Origin of the sequence: Streptomyces sp. S07_1.15 (assembly GCF_020739505.1) — a bacterium.
Taxonomy (GTDB): domain Bacteria; phylum Actinomycetota; class Actinomycetes; order Streptomycetales; family Streptomycetaceae; genus Streptomyces; species Streptomyces xinghaiensis.
This window is the reverse complement of record NZ_JAJBZK010000001.1, coordinates 3,192,403-3,213,767: the sequence shown is the minus strand read 5'-3', so window position 1 is coordinate 3,213,767 and position 21,365 is coordinate 3,192,403. Positions and strand designations below refer to the sequence as shown.

Genomic DNA, 21,365 nt, shown 5'->3' with positions numbered 1-21,365 from the left:
GGTGGACGACAAGGACATGGGCACCGACCTTCAGTCGGTGCTCATCACCAAGGAAGAGATCGACACCAAGCTGGCCGAGCTGGCCGCGGAGATCGACGCCGAGTACGCGGGCCGCGATCTGCTGATCGTCGGGGTGCTCAAGGGCGCGGTCATGGTGATGGCCGACCTGGCCCGGGCGCTGTCGACCCCCGTGACCATGGACTGGATGGCGGTCTCCTCGTACGGAGCGGGCACCAAGTCCTCCGGCGTGGTCCGGATCCTCAAGGACCTGGACACCGACATCGCCGGCCGTGACGTCCTCATCGTCGAGGACATCATCGACTCCGGGCTCACCCTCTCCTGGCTGCTGTCCAACCTCAGCTCGCGCGGACCGGCCTCGCTGAACGTGTGCACGCTGCTGCGCAAGCCCGAGGCCGCCAAGGTCGACATCGACGTCAAATACGTCGGCTTCGACATCCCCAACGAGTTCGTCGTCGGCTACGGCCTCGACTACGCGGAGAAGTACCGCAACCTCCCCTTCGTCGGGACCCTGGCGCCGCACGTCTACGGCGGCTGAGCGGCCGGGAGCGCCCGGCGGGAACGCCGGGCGCCGTCGCGGCGTTGAGGTTTGTACGGACGGTGGTCATTCACCGCCCGGGCAGCGCCCGGGGCGGAAGCTGAGGTACCGTCCGAAGGCAAGTCTTCAACAGGTCGAGTAATTCACCGTACGCACGGCCGGCTCACCGCGAAGCCGGCGTGCCTCACTGTGGCAGGAGGGACGGGGCGCCCGCGCCCCGTATGGATGGACGTGAAGCGCTACTTCCGTGGGCCGGTCATGTGGATCGTGCTGGCCGTCCTCGCCGTGGTCGTGTTGATGCAGGTCGTCGGTTCGTCCGGCGGCTTCAAGACGGTGGACACCGGCCAGGTCGTCAACGCGATCGCCGACAACAAGGTCAAGTCCGCCGAGCTCACCACCGGCGACGAAAGCAAGATCAAGATCGAGCTCAAGGACGACGTCGAGATCGAAGGCAGCGACAAGCTGCAGGCGAGCTACATCGGCGATCAGGGCACCGAGCTCGCCAAGGACCTCCAGGCGAGGGTCAACGACGGCGACAAGAGCACGCTGCCGGACGGGTACACCGTCTCCCCGCAGTCGCAGAACGCCTTCGTCGGCGTCCTGCTCTCGCTCCTGCCCTTCGTCCTCATCGTGCTGGTCTTCCTCTTCCTGATGAACCAGATGCAGGGCGGCGGCTCCCGGGTCATGAACTTCGGGAAGTCCAAGGCCAAGCTGATCACCAAGGACACCCCGAAGACCACCTTCACCGACGTGGCCGGGGCCGACGAGGCGGTCGAGGAGCTCCACGAGATCAAGGAGTTCCTGCAGGAGCCGGCGAAGTTCCAGGCCGTCGGCGCCAAGATCCCCAAGGGCGTGCTGCTCTACGGCCCGCCCGGCACCGGCAAGACGCTGCTCGCGCGCGCCGTCGCCGGCGAGGCGGGCGTCCCGTTCTACTCGATCTCCGGCTCCGACTTCGTCGAGATGTTCGTCGGTGTCGGCGCCTCCCGGGTCCGGGACCTCTTCGAGCAGGCCAAGCAGAACGCCCCCGCGATCGTCTTCGTCGACGAGATCGACGCCGTCGGCCGGCACCGCGGCGCCGGTATGGGCGGCGGCCACGACGAGCGCGAGCAGACGCTCAACCAGCTGCTCGTCGAGATGGACGGCTTCGACGTGAAGGGCGGCGTCATCCTGATCGCCGCCACCAACCGGCCGGACATCCTCGACCCGGCGCTGCTCCGCCCGGGCCGCTTCGACCGGCAGATCGCCGTGGACCGGCCCGACATGCAGGGCCGGCTGGAGATCCTCAAGGTGCACCAGAAGGGCAAGCCGGTCGCGCCCGACGTGGACCTGCAGGCGGTCGCCCGCCGGACCCCCGGCTTCACCGGTGCGGACCTCAGCAACGTCCTCAACGAGGCGGCCCTGCTGACCGCCCGCAGTGACGCCAAGCTGATCGACAACCACTTCCTGGACGAGGCGATCGACCGTGTCGTGGCCGGACCGCAGAAGCGGACCCGGATCATGAGCGACAAGGAGAAGAAGATCACCGCGTACCACGAGGGCGGACACGCCCTGGTGGCGGCGGCCTCCCCGAACAGCGATCCGGTGCACAAGATCACGATCCTGTCGAGAGGCCGGGCCCTCGGCTACACCATGGTGCTGCCGGAGGAGGACAAGTACTCCACCACCCGCAACGAGATGCTGGACCAGCTCGCGTACATGCTGGGCGGCCGCGCCGCGGAGGAGCTGGTCTTCCACGACCCGACCACCGGTGCCGCGAACGACATCGAGAAGGCCACCACCACGGCCCGCGCGATGGTCACCCAGTACGGCATGACCGAGCGGCTGGGCGCCATCAAGTTCGGCAGCGACAACTCCGAGCCCTTCGTCGGCCGTGAGATGGGCCACCAGCGCGACTACTCCGAAGAGGTCGCCGCGCTGGTCGACGAAGAGGTCAAGAAGCTCATCGAGACGGCGCACAACGAGGCCTGGGAGATCCTGGTCGAGAACCGCGACGTCCTGGACAACCTCGTGCTCCGGCTGCTGGAGAAGGAGACCCTGAACAAGGAGGAGATCGCCGAGATCTTCGCCCCGGTGGTCAAGCGCCCGGCCCGCCCCGCGTGGACCGGCTCCTCCCGCCGTACGCCCTCCACCCGGCCTCCGGTGCTCTCCCCCAAGGAGCTCACCATGGCCAACGGCTCCCAGTCGGCCGGTGCCTCCTCCAAGATCTCCACGGAGAAGGCCGAGCTGCCCGAGGAGACGCGTCCGGAGAGCTGAGCCGCCCGGTCCGGAATGAGTGCCGTGCCCTCCTGGGTTCTACCCTGGGAAGGCGCGGCATTCGTCGTACGAGCGTTCGTACGGCACGTACCAGGAAAACGAGGCACCACATGACCGACCCGGTGACGCTGAACAGCGGGCGCGCCGTCGGCGAGTTCGACGAGAAGCGGGCCGAGAACGCCGTCCGCGAGCTGCTCATCGCCGTCGGCGAGGACCCGGACCGCGAAGGGCTGCTGGAGACCCCGGCCCGGGTGGCCCGCGCGTACCGGGAGATCCTGGGCGGGCTGCGGCAGGACCCGGAGGACGTCCTGACCACGACCTTCGACCTCGGCCACGACGAGCTGGTGCTGGTCAAGGACATCGAGATCGTCAGCCTCTGCGAGCACCACCTGCTGCCGTTCCACGGGGTCGCCCACGTGGGCTACATCCCGGCCGAGACCGGCAAGATCACCGGACTGTCGAAGCTGGCCCGCCTGGTGGACGTGTTCGCCCGCCGGCCGCAGGTGCAGGAGCGGCTGACCACGCAGGTCGCCGATTCGCTGATGCGCATCCTGGAGGCGCGGGGCGCGATCGTCGTCATCGAGGCGGAGCACATGTGCATGTCGGTCCGCGGCATACGCAAGCCCGGAGCGAAGACCACCACCTCGGCCGTCCGCGGCCAGCTCCGCGACGCCACCACCCGCGCCGAGGCGATGAGCCTCATCCTCGCGCGCTGAGACCCGCGCCGGGACCGGGCCGGGAGCCGCGCCGGGACCCGAGCGGGGATGGTCCCGCCCCCCCGGCGCGCGCCGGGGCGCACCCCTCCCGGGCCGGCGTCCGGATTCCGCCGGGAGCGCGCCCCGGCGCGGTGCCCCGGACGGGACGCGGTCCCTCCGGGGCCTAAGGTGGAGGGATGAGGAGCTTGCGCGGCGTGGTGACCGGTCTGCCGGAGTGGGACCGCTGCGCGGTGATGGGCGTGGTGAACGTCACGCCCGACTCCTTCTCGGACGGCGGCCGGTGGTTCGACACCGGGGACGCGGTCAAGCGCGGTCTGGAGCTCGTCGCCGAGGGTGCCGATCTGGTCGATGTCGGCGGCGAGTCGACGCGGCCGGGGGCCTCCCGGGTGGACGAGGCGGAGGAGCTGCGCCGGGTCCTCCCCGTGGTGCGCGGACTGGCCGCCGAGGGCGTGACCGTCAGCGTGGACACCATGCGGGCCTCGGTTGCGGAGCAGGCGGTGGCCGCGGGGGCGGCGCTGGTCAACGATGTGAGCGGCGGCCTCGCCGACCCTGCGATGGTGCCGGTGGTGGCCGAGGCGGGGGTGCCGTTCGTGGTGATGCACTGGCGCGGTTTCAGCCAGGACATGAACGCCCGTGCCGTCTACTCCGAGGTGGTCCGCGAGGTCGTCGGCGAACTGCGGGAGCGGATGGACGCCGTGGTCGCCGGGGGCGTCGCTCCGGAACGGATCGTGATCGATCCCGGGCTGGGCTTCGCCAAACAGGCCGAGCACGATCTGGCCCTGCTCGCGTCCCTTCCCGAGCTGCGGAGCCTGGGCCGTCCGCTGCTGGTGGCGGCCTCCCGCAAACGCTTCCTCGGCCGGGTGCTGGCCGGTCCCGGCGGCAGCCCGCCGCCCGCCCGGGAACGGGACGCGGCCACCGCCGCCGTCTCCGCGATCTCGGCGCGCGAGGGCGCCTGGGCCGTACGGGTCCACGAGGTGCGGGCGACGGCCGACGCGGTGCGCGTGGCGCGCGCCGTCGAGGGGGCCGGGTGAGCAGGCCCGCCCGTAGCACCGACTACGAGCAGGTCGAGCAGGCCAACACGGCCCTCTACGAGGCCATGGAACAGGGCGACTTCGAGGCGCTCTCCGCGATGTGGCTCCCCGGTGACGTCAGTTGCGTGCACCCGGGGTGGCCGGTGCTGCGGGGCAGCGGCGAGGTGCTGCGCTCGTATGCGCTCATCATGGCGAACACCGAGTACATCCAGTTCTTCCTGACGGATGTCGAGGTGGAGATCGAGGGCGACACCGCGCTGGTGACCTGCACCGAGAACATCCTCAGCGGCGGGCCGGCCGAGGAGGAGGGCGAGCTGGGGCCGCTGGTCGGCCAGCTCGTCGTCGCCACCAACGTCTTCCGACGCACCGGGGACGGCTGGCGGATCTGGGCCCACCACGGCTCGCCGGTGCTGGCGGACACGGCGGGGGAGGACGGCGAGCCGGACGAGGACGAGGAGCCGGGCGGCGCGGGCGGCACCGGGCTCGTCTAGGTGTGAGGACCGGTGAGCGCCGTGCGGGCGTCGTGCGGGTGCCTTACGGGTGTCTTGCGGGAGAAGTGTCCCGTGTTCTCCCGGGCTTCCCGCGCGGTTCCCGGAATGGTGTCCCAGTTCACCCGTTCGAGTCGCGCGGTGGCCGGGTAAGGGGTGAGAGCGTGGGGCACGGACCCCGGCGGGTCCGGCGGCGCCCAGCTCAGCCGAGCCGCGCTTCCGGCGGCACCGTGGCACGCGCGGGCACGGCCCGGGACGGGTGCTGTCGGTGGCCGCCGGTAGGTTCGTTCCATCGGCGCGGCGCACCGGTCCCGGAGCGGGGCGGGGCCGCGGGGGACACCTGCGGCACACTCCGCCCGGCGTCCGTCCATCCGTAACCGACAGCGGGAGTGACAGTCGTGGACCGAGTCGCGCTGCGCGGCCTCAGGGCACGCGGACACCACGGGGTCTTCCCCGAGGAGCGGGAGAAGGGCCAGGTCTTCGTCGTGGACCTCGTCCTGGGCCTGGACACCCGTCCCGCGGCGGCCGCCGACGACCTCACGCTGACGGTGCACTACGGCGTCGTGGCCGAGGAGGTCGTCGCCGTGATCCAGGGCGAGCCGGTCGAGCTGATCGAGACGCTCGCCGAGCGGATCGCGGAGCGCTGCCTCCGGCACGAGCCGGTACGGGAGGTGGAGGTGGTCGTCCACAAGCCGGACGCGCCGATCACCGTGCCCTTCGACGACGTGACCATCACCATTACCCGGAGCCGCCCATGACCACGAGCGACCCGACCGTGCAGCCCGTCCCCGCCTCGGTGGCCGACTGGGTGGACGCGGCGGACACCACGCTCTCCAATCCGAAGCAGGCCGTGATCGCTCTCGGCAGCAATCTCGGCAACCGCCTGGAGACCCTGCAGGGAGCGGTCGACGCGCTGGAGGACACCCCCGGTGTCCGGGTCAAGGCGGTCTCCCCGGTCTACGAGACGGAGCCCTGGGGCGTGGATCCCGGCACCCAGCCGTCCTACTTCAACGCCGTGGTGCTGGTGCGGACGACCTTGCCGCCGGGCTCCCTGCTGGAGCGGGCCCACGCCGTCGAGGAGGCGTTCGAGCGGGTGCGCGACGAACGCTGGGGCCCCCGGACGCTGGACGTCGACATCGTCGCCTACCAGGGCGTCCTCTCGGACGACCCGGCGCTCACGCTGCCGCATCCGCGGGTCCACGAGCGCGCCTTCGTGCTGGCGCCGTGGCACGACGTCGACCCGGCCGCGGAGGTGCCCGGCCACGGCCCGGTGGCGGAGCTGCTGGACGAGGTCCCCGGCCAGGGGGTGGAGCGGCGCGCGGACCTGGAACTCCGACTGCCCGAGTAGCCGTTACCCTCGTGTCCACCTCCGGTGACCCGTGGTGCGGGGGTCGGTTCCCGTCCATCAGGAAGAGCGAGGCGAGCACTCGGTGAGGCAACTTCGGATCAGAGTGCTGGGCGGGATCTTCGCCGTCGCCGGCGTGCTGGCCTGGGCGGTGGCCGGTCTCTGGGACTCCTTCGGCTCGCTGCCGGGCGTGCCCTTCGCCGCTCCCGTGGTGCTGGCGGCCATCGCCGCCGTCCTCGCCGCCACCGCGCTGTCGCTGCGGAGCCGGCTGAAGGCCCAGCGGGAGCGGCAGCCGGGCGCGAAGGGCGTCGACCCGATGGTCGCCGCCCGGGCGGTGCTCTTCGGCCAGGCGAGCGCGCTGGTCGCCGCCCCGGTCGCCGGGATGTACGGCGGCGTCGGGGTCTTCCTGCTGACGAACGGTCTGGACGGCGGCAGCCGCGGCGACCAGGCCCTCTACGCCGGCCTCGCCGTCCTGGCGGGGCTGGCGGTGGTGGCGGCGGGCCTGCTGCTGGAACGGGTCTGCAAGCTCCCCGAGGACGAGGACGACGAGGGCGGCCCGGGAACGGCCCCGGCGTAACGGCCCCGGCCCCCGGGGGCTCGGGCAGCCGCCCCGGTGACGGCCGGCGGAGGCCACCCGGAGGTGGCACCCCGGTGCGCTGAGCCGGGGGCGCCCCCCTGCTGTCGTCCCAGAACTGGACGGCGTGGGTGTGGAGCCCGTTCGGTCCGGAGCCGGTGGGTCCGGAGCCCGTCGGTCCGCAGCCCGCTCGGCCGGGCGGGGAGGTCAGCGGTCGGGAACGGTCTCCACGGTGACCTCGGTGCGGGTCAGCGCGTTCGCGTCGGCGCCGATCGAGCGGCGCAGGGCCTCGTGGAGGCGGGCCGGGGTGAGGACGCCCAGGAAGTGGTCGCCGTCCAGCACCGCGATCCAGCCGGCGTCGTGCTGGAGCATGGTGGCGAACGCCTGCTTGAGCGAGGAGCCGACCGGAAGCCACGCCTCCATCCGGCGGGTGTGGTGCCGGACGGTGTTGTCCGTTCCGGCGGCTCCGGCGCCCCCGGCGCCCCCGGCGCCCCCGGCGCCCCCGGCGGAACCCCTCGCGGCGCTTCCCTGCCCGGCCCCGGAGCCGGTCCCCGGACCGGAGGGGTTGGCTCCGGCGGCGGCTCCGGCCCGGGCCGCGTCGGCCGGTAGCCAGCCGTGGAGCCGTCCCGCGTCGTCCAGGACGACCGCCCAGCGCGCCCCCTCCGCCGTCAGCCGGCGCACGGCCGTGCCGAGCGGGTCGTCGAGGCGGACCACGGGCGGCCGCTCCAGGTCGCCCGCTTCGACGGGGGTGACGGAGAGCCGTTTCAGGCCGCGGTCCGCGCCCACGAAGCCGGCGACGTACTCGGTGGCCGGGGCGCCCAGCACCGCGGCCGGGGCGTCGAACTGCTCGATCGTCCCCTGCCCGTAGACCGCGATGCGGTCGCCGAGACGGACGGCCTCCTCCAGGTCGTGGGTGACGAAGAGAACCGTTTTGCGCAGGGTCGCCTGGAGCTTCAGGAACTCGTTCTGCAGCCGCTCGCGGACCACCGGGTCGACGGCTCCGAACGGCTCGTCCATCAGCAGGACGGGCGGGTCGGCGGCCAGCGCGCGGGCGACTCCGACGCGCTGGCGCTGCCCGCCGGAGAGCTGGTCGGGATAGCGGTCGCCGTACACGGCCGGGTCCAGGCCGACGAGGTCGAGGAGTTCGGCGGCGCGCTCGCGGACCGCCTTCCGGGGCCGGCCCAGCAGGCGCGGCACGGTGGCGGTGTTGTCGAGGACGGTGCGGTGCGGGAAGAGGCCGACCTGCTGGATGACGTAGCCGATGCGGCGGCGCAGCCGTACCGGGTCGGCGGCGGCGATGTCCTCGCCGTCCAGCAGGATCCGGCCTGAGGTGGGCTCGATCAGCCGGTTGACCATCTTCATCGTGGTCGTCTTGCCGCAGCCCGACGGACCGACGAGGGTGACGAGTTCACCCTCCGCGACCTCGAAGGAGAGGTCGTTCACGGCGGTCGTGCCGTCGGGATAGCGCTTGGTCACCTGCTCGAAGCGGATCAAGGGTCCCCCCGGGACGACGGCTCCGGCTCTCCGGCCGGGCGACGGGCGCCCGTGACCGGATCCGGTGGCCCACGATACCGGCGGGCCACCGTTTCCCGGGGAGTTGTCCGACCCGGGGGATAGGGTCGCCGCACAGTGAGCATGAGGAGAGCGTGACCCGGTGCCACCCATGGGCACCATGGACACCACGGGGACGGGCAGGCGGAGAGAAGCGCGGAGAGAACGGCTGACAACGCACCGCGAGGGGGACGGTCGTGAGCGGGCAGAGCTGTCTGAGGGCGAACGAATGGATCTGCGGGGAGTATCTCCGCACGCGCTCGCAGGAGTTGCTGGACGCCACCGCGCAGCATGTGCTGATCGCGCTCTCCTCGGTGGTGCTCGGGCTGCTGGCCGCCTTTCCGCTGGCGCTGCTGGCCCGCCGGTGGCGCGGGCTGGCCGGCCCGGTGCTGGGGCTGACGACCGTCCTCTACACGGTTCCGTCGCTCGCCATGTTCGCCCTGCTGATGCCGGTGTTCGGGCTGTCGGCCTCGGTGGTGGTGACCGGGCTCGCCCTGTACTCGCTGACGGTGCTGGTGCGGAACATCCTGGCCGGGCTGGACGCCGTCCCCGCCGGCACGCGCGAGGCGGCGCGCGGGATGGGATACGGCCCGGCCCGGCTGCTGTTCGAGGTGGAGATACCGCTCGCGCTGCCCGCGCTGATGGCCGGACTGCGGATCGCCGCGGTCTCCGCCGTGTCGCTGACGACGGTCGGCGCGATCGTCGGCCACGGCGGTCTGGGCAATCTCCTCTACGCGGGCCTGGACAGCTTCTTCCGGGCCCAGGTGCTGACCGCCTCGGTGATCTGCGTGCTGCTGGCCGTACTGGCGGATCTGCTGCTGCTCGGGGCGCAGCGGCTGCTGACGCCCTGGACGCGGCACATACGCACCGCCGGTGCGTCCGCACGGCCGGGCGGCGCGGGGCCGGGCGGCACCGGGCCCTCCTCCGCTCCCGCGGCCCCTCGGGCGGCGGCTCCGGCGTCCGGTCCTCCCGCCGCCCCGGCGGCGAAGGCGGGCTGAGCGCATGGGTGTCCTGGCGGAAGCCTGGAACTGGCTGACCACGGAGGCGCATTGGGCCGGTGGCGCGGGCGCCGGGCGGCGGCTCACCGAACATCTGTGGCTGACGGCGGTCAGCCTCGGGCTCGCCTGCGCCGTCGCGCTGCCCGTGGCGCTGTACCTGGGGCACCGGGGGCGGGGCGGAGCGCTGGCCGTCAACATCTCCAACGCGGGGCGGGCGGTGCCGACGTTCGCGGTGCTGGTCCTGCTCACGCTCACCCCGCTGGGCCGCCACGGCGACCTGCCGACGGTCATCGCGCTGGTGCTGTTCGCGGTGCCGCCGCTGCTGACCAACGCCTACGTCGGGATGCGCGAGGCGGACCGGGACGTCGTGGAGGCCGCGCGGGGCATGGGGATGTCCGGTGGCCAGGTGTTCGCCCGGGTCGAACTGCCGCTGGCCTTCGCACTGATCATGACGGGGGTGCGGTCGGCGGCGATCCAGGTCGTCGCCACGGCCACCCTCGCCGGGCTGGTGGGCGGCGGCGGGCTGGGCCGGATCATCACGGCGGGGTTCAACACCTACAGCACCCCGCAGGTGGTGGCCGGGGCTCTGCTCGTCGCCGCGCTGGCGCTGGCCGTCGAGGCGCTGTTCGCGCTGGCGCAGTGGCTGCTCGACCCGATCCGGCGCAGGGGCTCCGCGGCCCGGGGCAGGGCGGGGGGCCGGTCCGGAGCCCGGGGCGGCGGTACGGGTCTCCGTACCCGGGTGGCGCCGTGACCGGGGCGCGCCGCCTCCGGCCCCGGCCTCGGGTGCGCCGGGTGTCCGGGGGGCTCCGCCGCCCGGGTGTCCGGGGGTCTCCGCCGGCTCCTGCGCCACGGGGCGTCCCCGTCCGTCTCCCGGTCACCACGCTTCCGTATCCCCGTCCCCGTCCCCGTCCGTACTCCGTTCCCCCATCTCCTCCCCGTCCCCGTGAACGAGCAGGAAGGTCCCCCGATGACCCGAATCGCGCACTCCGTCCGCTTCCGCCGCGTCCTCTCCGCGGCCGCCGGCCTCGCCGTCCTGACCGCGGGGCTCACCGGCTGCGGAGGCGGGAGCCTGGAGGAGAAGGGCGGCGGCGGAACCGGTGATTCCGGCAAGGGCTCGCTGGTCGTCGGCTCGGCCGGCTTCACGGAATCCGCGCTGATGGCCGAGTTGTATGCGGCGCTGCTGGCGGATGCCGGTTACGACACCACGGTCAAGACGCTCAAGAACCGGGAGTTGTACGAACCGGCGCTGGAGAAGGGCGAGATCGATGTCGTGCCGGAATACGCGGCCACGCTCGCCGAATTCCTCAACGCCAAGGAGAACGGCCCGAAAGCCGAGCCCGTCGCCTCCAGCGATGTCGGCGAGACCGTCGCCGCCCTGAAGAAGCTCGCCGGGCCGCGCGGTCTGAAGGTACTCCGTGCGGGTGAAGCCGTGGACCAGAACGCCTTCGCCGTCACGGAGGAATTCGCGGAGCGGAACGATCTTGAGACGCTCTCCGATCTGGGGGCCTCCGGGAAGCCCATCAGGCTGGCCGCGGGCGACGAGTGCGACATCCGCCCGTTCTGCCGGCCCGGTCTGGAGAAGACCTACGGCATCGACATCACCGCCGTCGACCCCAAGGGCGTCGGCACCCCGCAGGCCAAGCAGGCGGTCAAGGACGGCACCGACCAGATGGTGCTGACCACGACCACCGACGCCACGCTGGAGGAATTCGGGCTGGTCCTGCTCGCCGACGACAAGGGACTCCAGAACGCCGACAATGTGCTCCCCGTGGTGAACGCGGAGGACGCCGGCGGCAAGGACATCGAGACGGCGCTCGGCCGGCTCACCGACACCCTCTCCACCCGCGATCTCGTCGAACTCAATCGCCGCATCGACGCGGACCGGGAGAAGCCCGCGGATGTGGCGGCCGACTACCTCAAGTCCAAAGGACTGCTTGACACGTAACCGGCGGAAAACAGATTGTCGTCGTGGTCCCCATCTACGTCAGGCGCACGGTAAGTTTCTGGCCATGCCACGTGGACGCCACCGCCATTCGCCACCCCTGCACCGGCTTCTGCCCCCGTCGACCGTCATCGGTGTCTCGGCCGCCTGTGCCGTCGGCGCCCTGCTCACCGACGATCCGGTGGGGCTCCGGTTGCTGGTGGTGGCCGCGGCGGCCGCCGCCGTCATCGGCGCGGTGCTCATGCGCGCCTGGGACCGGGCCGCCGGCAAGCAGGTCGCCGACCTCCACCGGGCCCGCACGCGCGACGAGTGGCGCGCCGAGGAGCGGATCGCCGAACTGGAGTCGGACGTCGAGGAGTCCCGCGAGCTCCGCGGGGAGCTGGAGGCCAAGCTGCGCGCCAAGCGCACCGAACTGGCCCGGCTTCGCAACGAGCACGCCGGGCTGCTGCGCCGCTACGCCACCGCGGAGACCGAACGGGCCAGCGCCCTGGAGGGCCGCCGCCTGCTCGCGATCGAGGCCGGGCCATCCCGGCCCGCCCTCGGCGGGGACGGCACCCCGACACCGGCGGCCTACCTCCGGGCCTCCGAGGCGCTGCGGCGGCTGGCCCGCAACGGCGCCCGCCAGCAGGCCGAGCGCACGGTCACGGCCGCCCGCAGGCGGGAGGCCGAGCAGGCCGGCCGCGGTGAGGCGGACGAGCCCCGGGGGAAGCACGCGGCGGCCGCCGGGAGCGATGGCGGTGACCGCACGGCCGCCGACCCCAGCACGCCCGCGCCGCGCGAGCAGCACACGATGCCGGCCGCGGCGGCCGTGGTGCCGTACGAACCCCGGCGCGGCAGCGCACCGCGCACCGAGGGCGGTTTCGACTTCTTCGGTACGCAGTCCGAACGGGCCGCGCGGCAGCGCCCGGAGCTGACGGCCGTCGCCCGGGAAGAGGATCTGGCCGATGTGGTCGGCGCCGAGGCGTTCGCCGAGCACGAGGCGCGGCAGGGGCAGGCCGGGCAGAACGAACCGGCCGGGCAGAACGAACCGGCCGGGCAGAGCGAGCCGGCCGGGCAGGACGAGCGGCCCGCCCGGAGCGACGAGGGCTCCGCGCAGGCCGGCGGGTCCGGACGTTCGCAGCCGGCGAAGCGGACCCGGCAGACGCCTTCGCGGGGCAAGCGCACCGGGCAGCGGGACGAGCCGCGTTCCGGGCAGGGCCGCGGACCGCAGCCGCTCTCACGGAAGCAGCAGTCCGAGCGGCGGCAGCCGCCGCGGCAGACCGGCCCGGCCTCCGCGACCCCGGAGCCCGAGGAGCCGGAGCACGCACAGAACGAGGTCATCGACCTGACCGAGCACGACGAGACCGAACAGCTCAACCTCAGCGAGCTGCGCGCCCACTCCTCCTGACCGCCGTACCGGCGCCCCGCACCGGTGAGCCCTCGCCGGGCTCCGCGCGGGGCGCGCCGCACGGACCACCACACCGGCATCACCGCCGCTCCGACGCTCCCGTCGGGGCGGCGGTGCCATGTGACAGCCGGGCGGCACCGGAGGACCGGGCGGCCGGGCAGCAGGACGTACGGACGGAGGGGTGTCCTTGTGCGGTCCGGTCCGGTCCGGGGACGTAGCCGGTCCGCCCGGCCGCCGCAGGGCAGCCCGCCCGGACCCGTTACTTGTCGACGTCGCCGACGACGAAGAAGAGCGACCCCAGGATCGCCACCATGTCCGCGACCAGCGTCCCCGGCAGCAGTTCGGCCAGCGCCTGGATGTTGTTGAACGAGGCCGAGCGCAGTTTCAGCCGGTACGGCGTCTTCTCGCCCTTCGACACCAGGTAGTAGCCGTTCAGCCCGAGCGGGTTCTCCGTCCAGGCGTAGGTGTGCCCCTCGGGCGCCTTGAGCACCTTCGGCAGCCGCAGGTTGACCGGCCCGGGCGGCAGCGCGGCGAGCCGGTCCAGACAGGCGTCGGCCAGATCGAGCGCGACATGGGTCTGCTCCAGCAGGCATTCGAAGCGGGCCAGGCAGTCGCCCTCGTCACGGGTGACCACCTTCAGCACGTCGCCCAGCTCGCCGTAGGCCAGATACGGTTCGTCGCGGCGCAGGTCGAAGTCGACCCCGGAGGCGCGCGCGATGGGCCCGCTGATCCCGTAGGCGTGCACCGCCTCCGGCGACAGCACGCCCACGCCGCGGGTGCGGCCGCGGAAGATCTCGTTGCCGAGCACCAGGTTGTCGTAGTCGCTCATCCGGGACCGCACGGAGGCCACGGCCTGCCGGACCCGGCCGGTCCAGCCCGCGGGCAGGTCCTCCTTGAGCCCGCCGACCCGGTTGAACATGTAGTGCATCCGGCCGCCGGAGATCTCCTCCATGACCGCCTGCAGATCCTCACGCTCCCGGAAGGCGTAGAACACCGGGGTGATCCCGCCGAGTTCGAGCGGGTACGAGCCGAGGAACATCAGATGGTTCAGCACCCGGTTCAGCTCGGCGAGCAGGGTCCGCGTCCACACGGCCCGTTCGGGCACCTCCATGCCGAGCATGCGCTCGACGGCGAGCACCACGCCCAGCTCGTTCGAGAACGCCGAGAGCCAGTCGTGCCGGTTGGCGAGCACGATGATCTGGCGGTAGTCGCGCGCCTCGAACAGTTTCTCCGCGCCCCGGTGCATGTAGCCGACGACCGGCTCGGCGGAGAGGATGCGCTCCCCGTCCAGCACGATCCGCAGGCGCAGCACGCCGTGCGTGGACGGATGCTGCGGGCCGATGTTGAGCACCATGTCCGTGCTCTCCGCCGCGCCGCCGATCCCGACTGTCGTCTCCGTCATGGGAACAGTCTGGCAGTTGCGGAGTCCGCCTACGCTGGGGGCATGGACACGGGGACGGACACGGCCGGTGACACGAGCGCGGACGGCGGCACCGCGGGCGACGGCACGGCGGCCGGCATCGACGCCGACTGGACCCCGCTGCCGCGCGGACTGCTGCGGCTGCGCCGCTTCGTCCTCGCGGCGACGGTGCCCGTACTGACCGCCGGCCTGGGCGCACTGCTGTGGTTCACCGCCGGCCCGGTCTGGGCCCTCTTCGCCGTGCCGCCGGCGCTCCTCGGTGGCTGGGGCTGGTGGCTGCTGGAGCGCAACTGGCGCTCCTGGCGGTACGCCGAGCGGGCCGACGACCTGCTGATCAGCCGGGGGGTGCTGTGGCGGGAGCTGACCGTGGTGCCGTACGGGCGGATGCAGCTCGTGGAGGTCACCTCCGGGCCGCTGGAACGGCACTTCGGTCTGGCGAGCGTGCAGCTGCACACCGCCGCGGCCGCCTCCGACGCCCGTATCCCCGGTCTGCTGCCGTCGGAGGCCGCCCGGCTGCGCGACCGGCTCACCGAACTCGGCCAGGCCCGATCGGCGGGGCTGTGACCGGCGCGGGGCCCGGCACCGAACGGAACGGCGGCGGGGCGGGCACGGAGCCGGACCCGGAGCCCGGCAACGGCACCGGCAACGGCACTGGCCCCGGCAACGGCACTGGCACCGAGCCGGGCGGTCCCGCTCACGGTCCCGGCTCCGGTCCCGGCCCGGGCTCCGGTCCCGGCCCGCGCCCAAGCGGCGGGTCGGGCCACGGCGCCGGTCCGGGGGAGCCCGCTGCCCCGCCGGACGCGGCCCCGGCCACCCCTCCCGGGGGCCCGGCCGCCCGGCCCCCCTCCGCCGGCCCGGCCACCGAAGCCGCGCCCGCGCCCGCCCCCGGCACCGGCACCGCCCCCGGCACCGGTGCCGCCCCTGCCTTCGGCCGCGGTGCCCCCGGCGAGCGCCGGCTCCACCCCGTCACCCCGCTGCGCCGCGCCTGGGCGCCGATCGCCATCGCCGTCGGGTGGGTGATCCACGACCTCGACCAGGCGCAGAAGTGGATCGACGCGCTGACCCTCACCCACGCCCTCCTCGGCCTGCTGGTGATCATCCCGGCCGCGGCCGCGTACGGCTTCCTCAGCTGGTGGTTCACCCACTTCTCCGTGACCGACACCGAACTGCGCATCCGTACCGGCCTGTTGTTCCGGCGCACCGCGCACATCCGGCTCGACCGGCTCCAGGCCGTGGACGTCACGCAGCCGCTGCTGGCCCGCGTCATCGGCGTCGCCAAGCTCAAGCTCGACGTCCTGGGCACCGACGCCAAGGACGAACTGGCGTTCCTGAGCAACAAGGAGGCGCGGGAGCTCCGCGCCGAGCTGCTGGCCCGTGCGGCGGGCATCGCCCCGGAGTCCGCGCGGGACGTCGGCGAGGCGCCCGCGCGGCAGCTCGCGCGGGTCCACCCCCGGACCCTCGCCGTGGCGATCCTGCTGCTCGCCGGGGTCTGGGCGGGCCTCGCCGCCGCGGCCGGCGTCACGGCGGTCGTCTGGGCGCTCAGCGGCAGCCCCTGGCCGGCTCTGGCGGCGGCGATTCCGTCGATGGGCGCCTTCTGGGCGGCGAGCGCGGGCCGCTACATCACCGAGTACGACTGGACGGTGGGCGAGTCCCCGGACGGGCTCCGGCTCGACCACGGGCTCCTCGACCGGGCGCACGAGACGGTGCCGCCGGGGCGCGTGCAGACCGTGCGGATCGTCGAACCGCTGCTGTGGCGGCGGCGCGGCTGGGTCCGGGTCGAACTGGACGTGGCGGGTTCGAAGAACACCGTGCTGCTGCCCGTGGCGGACCGGGACACGGCGGGCATGGTGATCGCGCGCGTGCTGCCGGGGGTGGACGTACGGGCGGTCGCCGGCGCGATGCGTCCGGTGCCGCGCCGCGCGCGCTGGTGCGTGCCGCTGTGGTGGCGGGGCTACGGATTCACGGCCGAGGGGCCGGTGTTCGCGGCCCGGCACGGACGGGTGAGCCGCACGCTGTCGCTCGTCCCGCACGCGAAGGTGCAGAGCGTACGGCTCCGCCAGGGGCCGTGGACGCGGGCGCGCGGGCTGGCCGACGTCACCGTGGACACCGGTGCCAACAAGTCGGTGACGGCCCGGCTCCGTGACGCCGACGAGGCGCGGGCCGTGATCCGGGCCCAGGCCGACCGCTCCCGGACGGGCCGCCGCGAGGCACTGCCGGACCGGTGGATGACGGGCCGCTGACGCAGCCCTGCCGGACAGCCCTCAAGGCTGCCTCCCCGCCGTGTCCTCCGTGCTCTCCGCCTCCCCCGCCGCCAGGTCCGCCGGCAGCGCGATGCCGACCGGCTGGAGCAGCCAGCCGAACGCGCCCAGGCCGGCCGGGTCGGTGAGTTCCGCCGCCTCGCCGGCCCGGCTCAGCGCCCGCACATACGCCGCCGGATCGCGTGACGCGAGGGCGAGGGGCGGCCTGCAGCCGCTGACGCCGAGCGCCCGCAGCGCCTCCCGCTGGGTCAGCAGGACCGGAGCGCCGGACGAAGGCGGCGGCCCGGAGCCGCGCGCGGTCTCCCGCCGGTCCTGGTGCCCGCCCTTCCGCCGGCTGTCGTGCCCCGCTTCCCCACCGCCCTCATGCCGGGCTCCCGGCCCCGCTTCCCGCCCGCCGTCTGCCGCGGCCGGCCGCGCGCCCCCTCGCGCGCCCTCTCGGGCGTCCCTCTCCGCGACCGTCCGCCGTCCCGCCTCCGCACAGGCGTCCAGAGCGACATGGGCCGTGATGTCACAGGAACCGTCCGGCACGGGCGGCACCTCGCGGCCGGCCCGGAAGCCCGTCAGCGTGCCCTGCGGCGGCCGGGACGCCCGCGTGTGGGCGTAGTCGGCGGCGACCGCCAGACCGCTCTCCAGGGCGCGCACGGCCCGCGCCCAGGCGTCGTCCCTCGGGCGGCCGATCTCCGCGCGCGTGCCCGGTCCGCAGTCCGCGGGCCACCAGCGGCGCAGCCATTCCGCGTCCGGTCCGGTGACCGGTCCGCCCGGGGTCTCCCGCCCGTCCGGGCCGACGAGGACCAGCCGCGGGGTTCCCCGGCTGTCCGTCTCCGCCACGTCGACGGGGATGTTGTCCAGCCACTCGTTGGCGAACAGCAGTCCCCGCAGCCCCTCTTCCGGAGCCGGGAGTTCCCGACGCCAGACGATCCGGGGGTCGAGCCCGCCGGGGCGCGCGGCGCGCTCCACGGCGTACGGGCGCAGCCGCGCGCCCAGGGCCGGCGGGACGGCCGCGAGAACGCCGGTGAGCAGTTCGCCGCGCCCCGCGCCGACATCCACAAGGGCCAGGTCCGCCGGCCGCCCCAGTGCGCGGTCCACCCGTGCCAGCAGCTCCGCCACCGCGTCCGCGAAGAGGGGCGAGGCGTGGACGGAGGTGCGGAAGTGGCTCGCGGGCCGCTCGCGCAGATAGAAGCCGCCCGGTCCGTAGAGCGCCCGCTCGGTGGCCTGCCGCCACCCCAGCGGGCCGGACGGGACCTCCGTGACCGGCGAGCCGCCCGGGGAACGGCCCCCGCGCCCCGCCGCGCCACCCCCGCCACGGCCCCTCCCGCCACGGCCGCTGCCGCTCCCGCCACGGCCGCTCCCGTCACCGCTGCCGTCCCCGTCCCCGTCCCCGCCCGCGCCCGCGCCCTCGCTCGTCATCCGACCACGGTATGCGCGCCCCGCGGAGGCGCCGGTGATGGGTGATGTGTCCACCTTGGGGAGTAGGCCCGCGAACCGAGGATCGGCCGTCCGGTTGACCCCTACACCTACCCGCCGTCCCTACGCTGGGTCACGTGCAGCGTCTCTACGACTTCCTCCGCAGGCACCCGACCGGTGTCGACAGCTTCTGGGCTGCCATCCTGCTGATGCTCGGCGGGCTGTGGGTCGCGGAGGAGACGGCCGGCCATCCCGGGCAGCGGCTCGCCGGGATCCTCGTGATGGCCGCGCTGTGCACGGTGGTCGCCCTGCGCCGCCGGGCGCCGGAGCTGATGCTGCTGATCGCCGCGGGAGCGGGCGTGGTGCAGCTCCTCACCGACGTCCGGCAGAACCCGGCCGACTTCGGGATGCTGGTGATCGTCTACACGGTCGCGGCCAACGGGGCGCGCTGGGCGTCCCGGCTTGCCCTGGCGGCGGGTCTCGCGGCGCCGACGATCTACAACCTCCGCTGGCCCCCGTACGGCCCGGACACGGGTTCGTTCGCGGTCGCCGTCATCTTCATGACCGTCCCCTTCGCCCTCGCCTGGGTGCTCGGCGACTCGATCCGCACCCGCCGCGCCTACTACGCCCAGCTGGAGGAGCGCGCCGCCCGGCTCGAGAAGGAGCGCGAGGCGCAGGCCAAGATGGCCGTGGCCGCCGAACGCTCCCGGATCGCCCGGGAGCTGCACGACGTGGTGGCCCACAATGTGTCGGTGATGGTCGTCCAGGCGGACGGCGCGGCCTATGTCCTGGACTCCAGTCCGGAGCAGGCGAAGCAGGCGCTGGAGACCATCTCCGGCACCGGGCGCCAGGCGCTGGCGGAGATGCGGCGGCTGCTGGGCGTGCTGCGCACCGGCGAGAGCGAGGAGTGCGGGGAGTACGTGCCGCAGCCGGACGTCCGGCAGCTCGGCGATCTCATCGAACAGGTGCGGGGCGCCGGGCTCCCGGTCGACTTCCGGGTCGGCGGCGAGCCGCGTCCGCTGGCGAGCGGTGTGGAGCTCACCGCGTACCGGATCGTCCAGGAGGCGCTGACCAACACCCGCAAGCACGGCGGCCCGGACGTCGGGGCGTCCGTGCGGCTCACCTACGGCGACAGCGAGCTCGAACTGCTGGTCGAGGACGACGGCCGGGGCGCCCAGCGGCAGGTGTACGAGAAGGGCGGCTCGGACGGGCTCGGCCAGGGCCTGATCGGTATGCGGGAACGCGTCGGCATGGTCGGGGGCAAGCTGGACGCGGGACCGAGACCCGGCGGGGGCTTCCGGATCAGCGCGGTGCTGCCGCTGAAACCGGTGGGCTGAGGCGGCCCCCGGCCGGGCGCCGGCCCCGGGCCTCCGGCGCCGTCTCGCGCAGACCTCACGTCCCCACTCACGTCACCCCTCACGTCCCCCCACGTCCCACCTCACACCCCCTCGCCCGCACCGCCCTCAAGCACCGCTCCAGCACGACCCCACCCCTCGGAAAGGGAACTCATGTCCATCCGCGTGATGCTCGTCGACGACCAGGTGCTGCTGCGCACCGGCTTCCGCATGGTGCTGGCGGCACAGCCCGACATGGAGGTCGTCGCCGAGGCGGGCGACGGCGCGGAGGCCCTGGAGGTGCTCGGCCCGGCCGCTCCGGACGTCGTCCTGATGGACGTCCGGATGCCCCGGCTGGACGGAGTGGAGGCCACCCGGCGGATCTGCGCCCGGGAGGGCGCGCCCAAGGTGCTGATCCTGACCACCTTCGACCTCGACGAGTATGCCTTCTCCGCGCTCAAGGCGGGCGCGAGCGGCTTCATGCTCAAGGACGTGCCGCCGGCCGAACTGCTGTCCGCCATCCGCGCCGTGCACAGCGGGGACGCGGTGGTCGCCCCGAGCACCACCCGCCGCCTTCTCGACCGCTTCACGCCCATGATGCCGGGCCCCGCCGACGTCCCCGCCAAGGGCCGCATCGGGCGGCTCACCGAACGCGAGCGCGAGGTGATGCTGCTGGTGGCGCAGGGAAAGTCGAACGGTGAGATCGCTGCCCGGCTGGTGCTCTCCGAGGCCACGGTGAAGACCCATGTGGGCCGCATCCTCACCAAGCTGGAGCTGCGCGACCGGGTGCAGGTCGTCGTCCTGGCCTACGAGACCGGCCTGGTCCGGGCGGGCGGAACGCCGTAGCCGCGCCGCGGGCCGGCGCTCCGCCGGGCAGCCGGGCGGCCGGGCAGCCGGGCGGCCGGGCCCGGCTCAGCCCTCCGTCCGCTCCAGGAAGCCGAGGAACCCCGCGACCGCCTCGGTGACGTCCCGCGCCGTCCACTCCAGCCCCGGACCGGCGACCGTCACCTCGGTCATCGCGATCCCCGGGACCCGCTGCTCGTCCCACCAGGCCCGGAACAGCAGCGTCCCCGTCTCCTCGGCCTGCCGCGTCCCCGCCTCGGTCAGCGCGTCCGCCGGGTACGGCAGCCACACCTGGAACTCGTGCGTGTGCGGCGGCTCCGGGTGCACCCGGAACCACGGCACCCCGGCGGCCGCCAGTCCCTCGCGCAGCGCGGCCGCGACGACCCCGGCGTGCGCGGCGTACGACGGCAGCCTCGGCAGTTCCCGGTCCAGCCCCGCCAGCGCGGAGAGCACCGCGGGCCACTGCTGGTAGAGCTGCCCGCCGTACCGGTGCCGCCACGCCTTCGCCTCCGCGACGAGGCTCTCCGGGCCGGCCAGCGCAGCTCCCGAGAGACCGCCGAGCGACTTGTAGAACGACACGTACACGCTGTCCGCGAGCGCCGCGATCTCCGGCAGCTCACGCCCCAGATGGCGGGCGCACTCCCAGATCCGCGCGCCGTCGATGTGCACCACCGCGTCCCGTTCCCGCGCCGCCCCGGTGACGGCCTCCAGCTCCTCCCAGGAGGGCAGAACGAACCCCGCCTCGCGGAGCGGCAGTTCGAGCATCAGCGTGCCGAACGGCTCGTCCAGCGCCCGCACCTCGTCCGCCGTGGGCTGCCGGGGCTCCTGCGTCGGGTGCACCGTCCGCAGACCGCTCAGCACCGGCAGGGCGTTCCGCTCGTGCCGCACCGGGTGCGCCAGTGGGTGGAGGGCCACGGTCGCGTTCCCCGTCCGGCCGGCCCAGCAGCGCAGGGCGATCTGCTGGGCCATCGTCCCGGTCGGGAAGAACGCGGCCGCCTCCGTGCCCAGCAGCCCGGCGACCCGGCGCTCCAGGGCCTCCACGGCCCCGTCGCCGTAGACATCGGTCCGCTCGGTCAGGTCGTACGCGGCGGGCGCCTCCGCGGCCAGCCGCGCCAGCCGGCCGCCGATGGTCTCCGCCGGCGCGACCTCCGCCAGCCTCCGGCGGGCCCCGCCCCAGGCGGCGAGTCTGCGGGCCCGCCCCTCGTCGCTCGTGTCGTCCACCATGCGCCGATGATGGCGCACCGGCCGCGGGCGCGCCCGGCCCT

20 protein-coding genes are annotated in these 21,365 nt (G+C 73.9%); 16 read left to right on the top strand and 4 right to left on the bottom strand.

Features of this window, described 5'->3' with window-relative positions:
- The first annotated feature begins 16 nt into the window (after window positions 1-16).
- The 8 genes from hpt (at window position 17) to LIX60_RS13715 (ending at window position 6,966) form a co-directional block, all read left to right on the top strand.
- Entirely contained in the window at window positions 17-556 is a 540-nt protein-coding gene (gene hpt / locus LIX60_RS13750) for a hypoxanthine phosphoribosyltransferase (protein WP_039820502.1), read from the top strand.
- 225 nt (window positions 557-781) lie between these two features.
- Window positions 782-2,809: an ATP-dependent zinc metalloprotease FtsH gene (gene ftsH / locus LIX60_RS13745; protein ID WP_019707652.1), complete on the top strand. Its 2,028-nt coding sequence runs from the start codon at window positions 782-784 to the stop codon at window positions 2,807-2,809.
- Window positions 2,810-2,919: 110 nt separating this feature from the next.
- Window positions 2,920-3,525, top strand: a complete 606-nt coding sequence (gene folE / locus LIX60_RS13740) for a GTP cyclohydrolase I FolE (protein WP_019707653.1) — start codon at window positions 2,920-2,922, stop codon at window positions 3,523-3,525.
- Window positions 3,526-3,701: 176 nt separating this feature from the next.
- A complete protein-coding gene (gene folP, locus LIX60_RS13735; protein WP_227958662.1) occupies window positions 3,702-4,556 on the top strand; it encodes a dihydropteroate synthase in 855 nt (284 codons plus the stop codon).
- On the top strand, window positions 4,553-5,047 hold the full coding sequence (locus LIX60_RS13730) for a nuclear transport factor 2 family protein (RefSeq protein WP_043467296.1): 495 nt from the start codon (window positions 4,553-4,555) through the stop codon (window positions 5,045-5,047). Before folP ends, LIX60_RS13730 begins: the two co-directional genes overlap by 4 nt.
- 395 nt (window positions 5,048-5,442) lie before the next feature.
- Window positions 5,443-5,802: a dihydroneopterin aldolase gene (folB, locus tag LIX60_RS13725; protein ID WP_043467300.1), complete on the top strand. Its 360-nt coding sequence runs from the start codon at window positions 5,443-5,445 to the stop codon at window positions 5,800-5,802.
- Entirely contained in the window at window positions 5,799-6,392 is a 594-nt protein-coding gene (folK, locus tag LIX60_RS13720; protein WP_227958661.1) for a 2-amino-4-hydroxy-6-hydroxymethyldihydropteridine diphosphokinase, read from the top strand. The genes folB and folK overlap by 4 nt, the downstream gene beginning before the upstream one ends.
- Before the next feature lie 82 nt (window positions 6,393-6,474).
- A complete protein-coding gene (locus LIX60_RS13715) occupies window positions 6,475-6,966 on the top strand; it encodes a DUF3180 domain-containing protein (RefSeq protein WP_227958660.1) in 492 nt (163 codons plus the stop codon).
- A 204-nt stretch (window positions 6,967-7,170) separates the two neighbouring features.
- On the opposite strand, the gene LIX60_RS13710 is transcribed toward LIX60_RS13715, so the two are convergent.
- Complete coding sequence (locus LIX60_RS13710) at window positions 7,171-8,457, bottom strand: ABC transporter ATP-binding protein (RefSeq protein ID WP_227958659.1); 1,287 nt, start codon at window positions 8,455-8,457, stop codon at window positions 7,171-7,173.
- A 254-nt stretch (window positions 8,458-8,711) separates the two neighbouring features.
- On the opposite strand from LIX60_RS13710, the gene LIX60_RS13705 reads away from it, so the two are divergent.
- The 4 genes from LIX60_RS13705 (at window position 8,712) to LIX60_RS13690 (ending at window position 12,841) form a co-directional block, all read left to right on the top strand.
- A complete protein-coding gene (locus LIX60_RS13705; RefSeq protein ID WP_227958658.1) occupies window positions 8,712-9,512 on the top strand; it encodes an ABC transporter permease in 801 nt (266 codons plus the stop codon).
- 4 nt (window positions 9,513-9,516) lie between these two features.
- On the top strand, window positions 9,517-10,263 hold the full coding sequence (locus LIX60_RS13700; protein ID WP_227958657.1) for an ABC transporter permease: 747 nt from the start codon (window positions 9,517-9,519) through the stop codon (window positions 10,261-10,263).
- Between the two features lie 216 nt (window positions 10,264-10,479).
- The gene (locus LIX60_RS13695; protein ID WP_227958656.1) at window positions 10,480-11,457 is read left to right on the top strand and encodes an ABC transporter substrate-binding protein; all 978 of its coding nucleotides are present in this window, start codon (window positions 10,480-10,482) and stop codon (window positions 11,455-11,457) included.
- Between the two features lie 64 nt (window positions 11,458-11,521).
- Complete coding sequence (locus tag LIX60_RS13690; protein ID WP_308101284.1) at window positions 11,522-12,841, top strand: hypothetical protein; 1,320 nt, start codon at window positions 11,522-11,524, stop codon at window positions 12,839-12,841.
- A gap of 259 nt (window positions 12,842-13,100) precedes the next feature.
- On the opposite strand, the gene LIX60_RS13685 is transcribed toward LIX60_RS13690, so the two are convergent.
- Entirely contained in the window at window positions 13,101-14,243 is a 1,143-nt protein-coding gene (locus LIX60_RS13685; protein ID WP_227958655.1) for an NADH-quinone oxidoreductase subunit D, read from the bottom strand.
- Between the two features lie 42 nt (window positions 14,244-14,285).
- Here LIX60_RS13685 and LIX60_RS13680 point away from each other — a divergent pair, with 42 nt between their 5' ends.
- Together LIX60_RS13680 and LIX60_RS13675 are read left to right on the top strand one after the other, a co-directional pair.
- On the top strand, window positions 14,286-14,825 hold the full coding sequence (locus tag LIX60_RS13680) for a PH domain-containing protein (RefSeq protein WP_019707663.1): 540 nt from the start codon (window positions 14,286-14,288) through the stop codon (window positions 14,823-14,825).
- On the top strand, window positions 14,822-16,501 hold the full coding sequence (locus tag LIX60_RS13675) for a PH domain-containing protein (RefSeq protein WP_227958654.1): 1,680 nt from the start codon (window positions 14,822-14,824) through the stop codon (window positions 16,499-16,501). The genes LIX60_RS13680 and LIX60_RS13675 overlap by 4 nt, the downstream gene beginning before the upstream one ends.
- Before the next feature lie 21 nt (window positions 16,502-16,522).
- Here LIX60_RS13675 and LIX60_RS13670 read toward each other — a convergent pair whose 3' ends face one another.
- A complete protein-coding gene (locus LIX60_RS13670) occupies window positions 16,523-17,926 on the bottom strand; it encodes an SAM-dependent methyltransferase (RefSeq protein ID WP_308101281.1) in 1,404 nt (467 codons plus the stop codon).
- A gap of 134 nt (window positions 17,927-18,060) precedes the next feature.
- On the opposite strand from LIX60_RS13670, the gene LIX60_RS13665 reads away from it, so the two are divergent.
- Together LIX60_RS13665 and LIX60_RS13660 are read left to right on the top strand one after the other, a co-directional pair.
- A complete protein-coding gene (locus LIX60_RS13665; protein ID WP_227958653.1) occupies window positions 18,061-19,260 on the top strand; it encodes a sensor histidine kinase in 1,200 nt (399 codons plus the stop codon).
- A gap of 171 nt (window positions 19,261-19,431) precedes the next feature.
- Window positions 19,432-20,103, top strand: coding sequence for a response regulator transcription factor (locus LIX60_RS13660; protein ID WP_019707665.1), 672 nt, complete (start codon window positions 19,432-19,434; stop codon window positions 20,101-20,103).
- Between the two features lie 66 nt (window positions 20,104-20,169).
- Here LIX60_RS13660 and LIX60_RS13655 read toward each other — a convergent pair whose 3' ends face one another.
- Window positions 20,170-21,324: a low specificity L-threonine aldolase gene (locus LIX60_RS13655; protein WP_227958652.1), complete on the bottom strand. Its 1,155-nt coding sequence runs from the start codon at window positions 21,322-21,324 to the stop codon at window positions 20,170-20,172.
- Window positions 21,325-21,365 lie beyond the last annotated feature (41 nt).

What these genes read in the sequence shown, in the direction of transcription:
- LIX60_RS13700 (WP_227958657.1), top strand. Translation starts at nt 9,517, where the DNA reads ATGGGTGTCCTGGCGGAAGCCTGGAACTGGCTGACCACGGAGGCGCAT.
- LIX60_RS13685 (WP_227958655.1), bottom strand. Translation starts at nt 14,243, where the DNA reads ATGACGGAGACGACAGTCGGGATCGGCGGCGCGGCGGAGAGCACGGAC.
- ftsH (WP_019707652.1), top strand. Translation starts at nt 782, where the DNA reads ATGGACGTGAAGCGCTACTTCCGTGGGCCGGTCATGTGGATCGTGCTG.
- LIX60_RS13660 (WP_019707665.1), top strand. Translation starts at nt 19,432, where the DNA reads ATGTCCATCCGCGTGATGCTCGTCGACGACCAGGTGCTGCTGCGCACC.
- LIX60_RS13695 (WP_227958656.1), top strand. Translation starts at nt 10,480, where the DNA reads ATGACCCGAATCGCGCACTCCGTCCGCTTCCGCCGCGTCCTCTCCGCG.
- LIX60_RS13655 (WP_227958652.1), bottom strand. Translation starts at nt 21,324, where the DNA reads ATGGTGGACGACACGAGCGACGAGGGGCGGGCCCGCAGACTCGCCGCC.
- folE (WP_019707653.1), top strand. Translation starts at nt 2,920, where the DNA reads ATGACCGACCCGGTGACGCTGAACAGCGGGCGCGCCGTCGGCGAGTTC.
- LIX60_RS13670 (WP_308101281.1), bottom strand. Translation starts at nt 17,926, where the DNA reads ATGACGAGCGAGGGCGCGGGCGCGGGCGGGGACGGGGACGGGGACGGC.
- LIX60_RS13690 (WP_308101284.1), top strand. Translation starts at nt 11,522, where the DNA reads ATGCCACGTGGACGCCACCGCCATTCGCCACCCCTGCACCGGCTTCTG.
- folK (WP_227958661.1), top strand. Translation starts at nt 5,799, where the DNA reads ATGACCACGAGCGACCCGACCGTGCAGCCCGTCCCCGCCTCGGTGGCC.
- folP (WP_227958662.1), top strand. Translation starts at nt 3,702, where the DNA reads ATGAGGAGCTTGCGCGGCGTGGTGACCGGTCTGCCGGAGTGGGACCGC.
- LIX60_RS13680 (WP_019707663.1), top strand. Translation starts at nt 14,286, where the DNA reads ATGGACACGGGGACGGACACGGCCGGTGACACGAGCGCGGACGGCGGC.
- hpt (WP_039820502.1), top strand. Translation starts at nt 17, where the DNA reads ATGGGCACCGACCTTCAGTCGGTGCTCATCACCAAGGAAGAGATCGAC.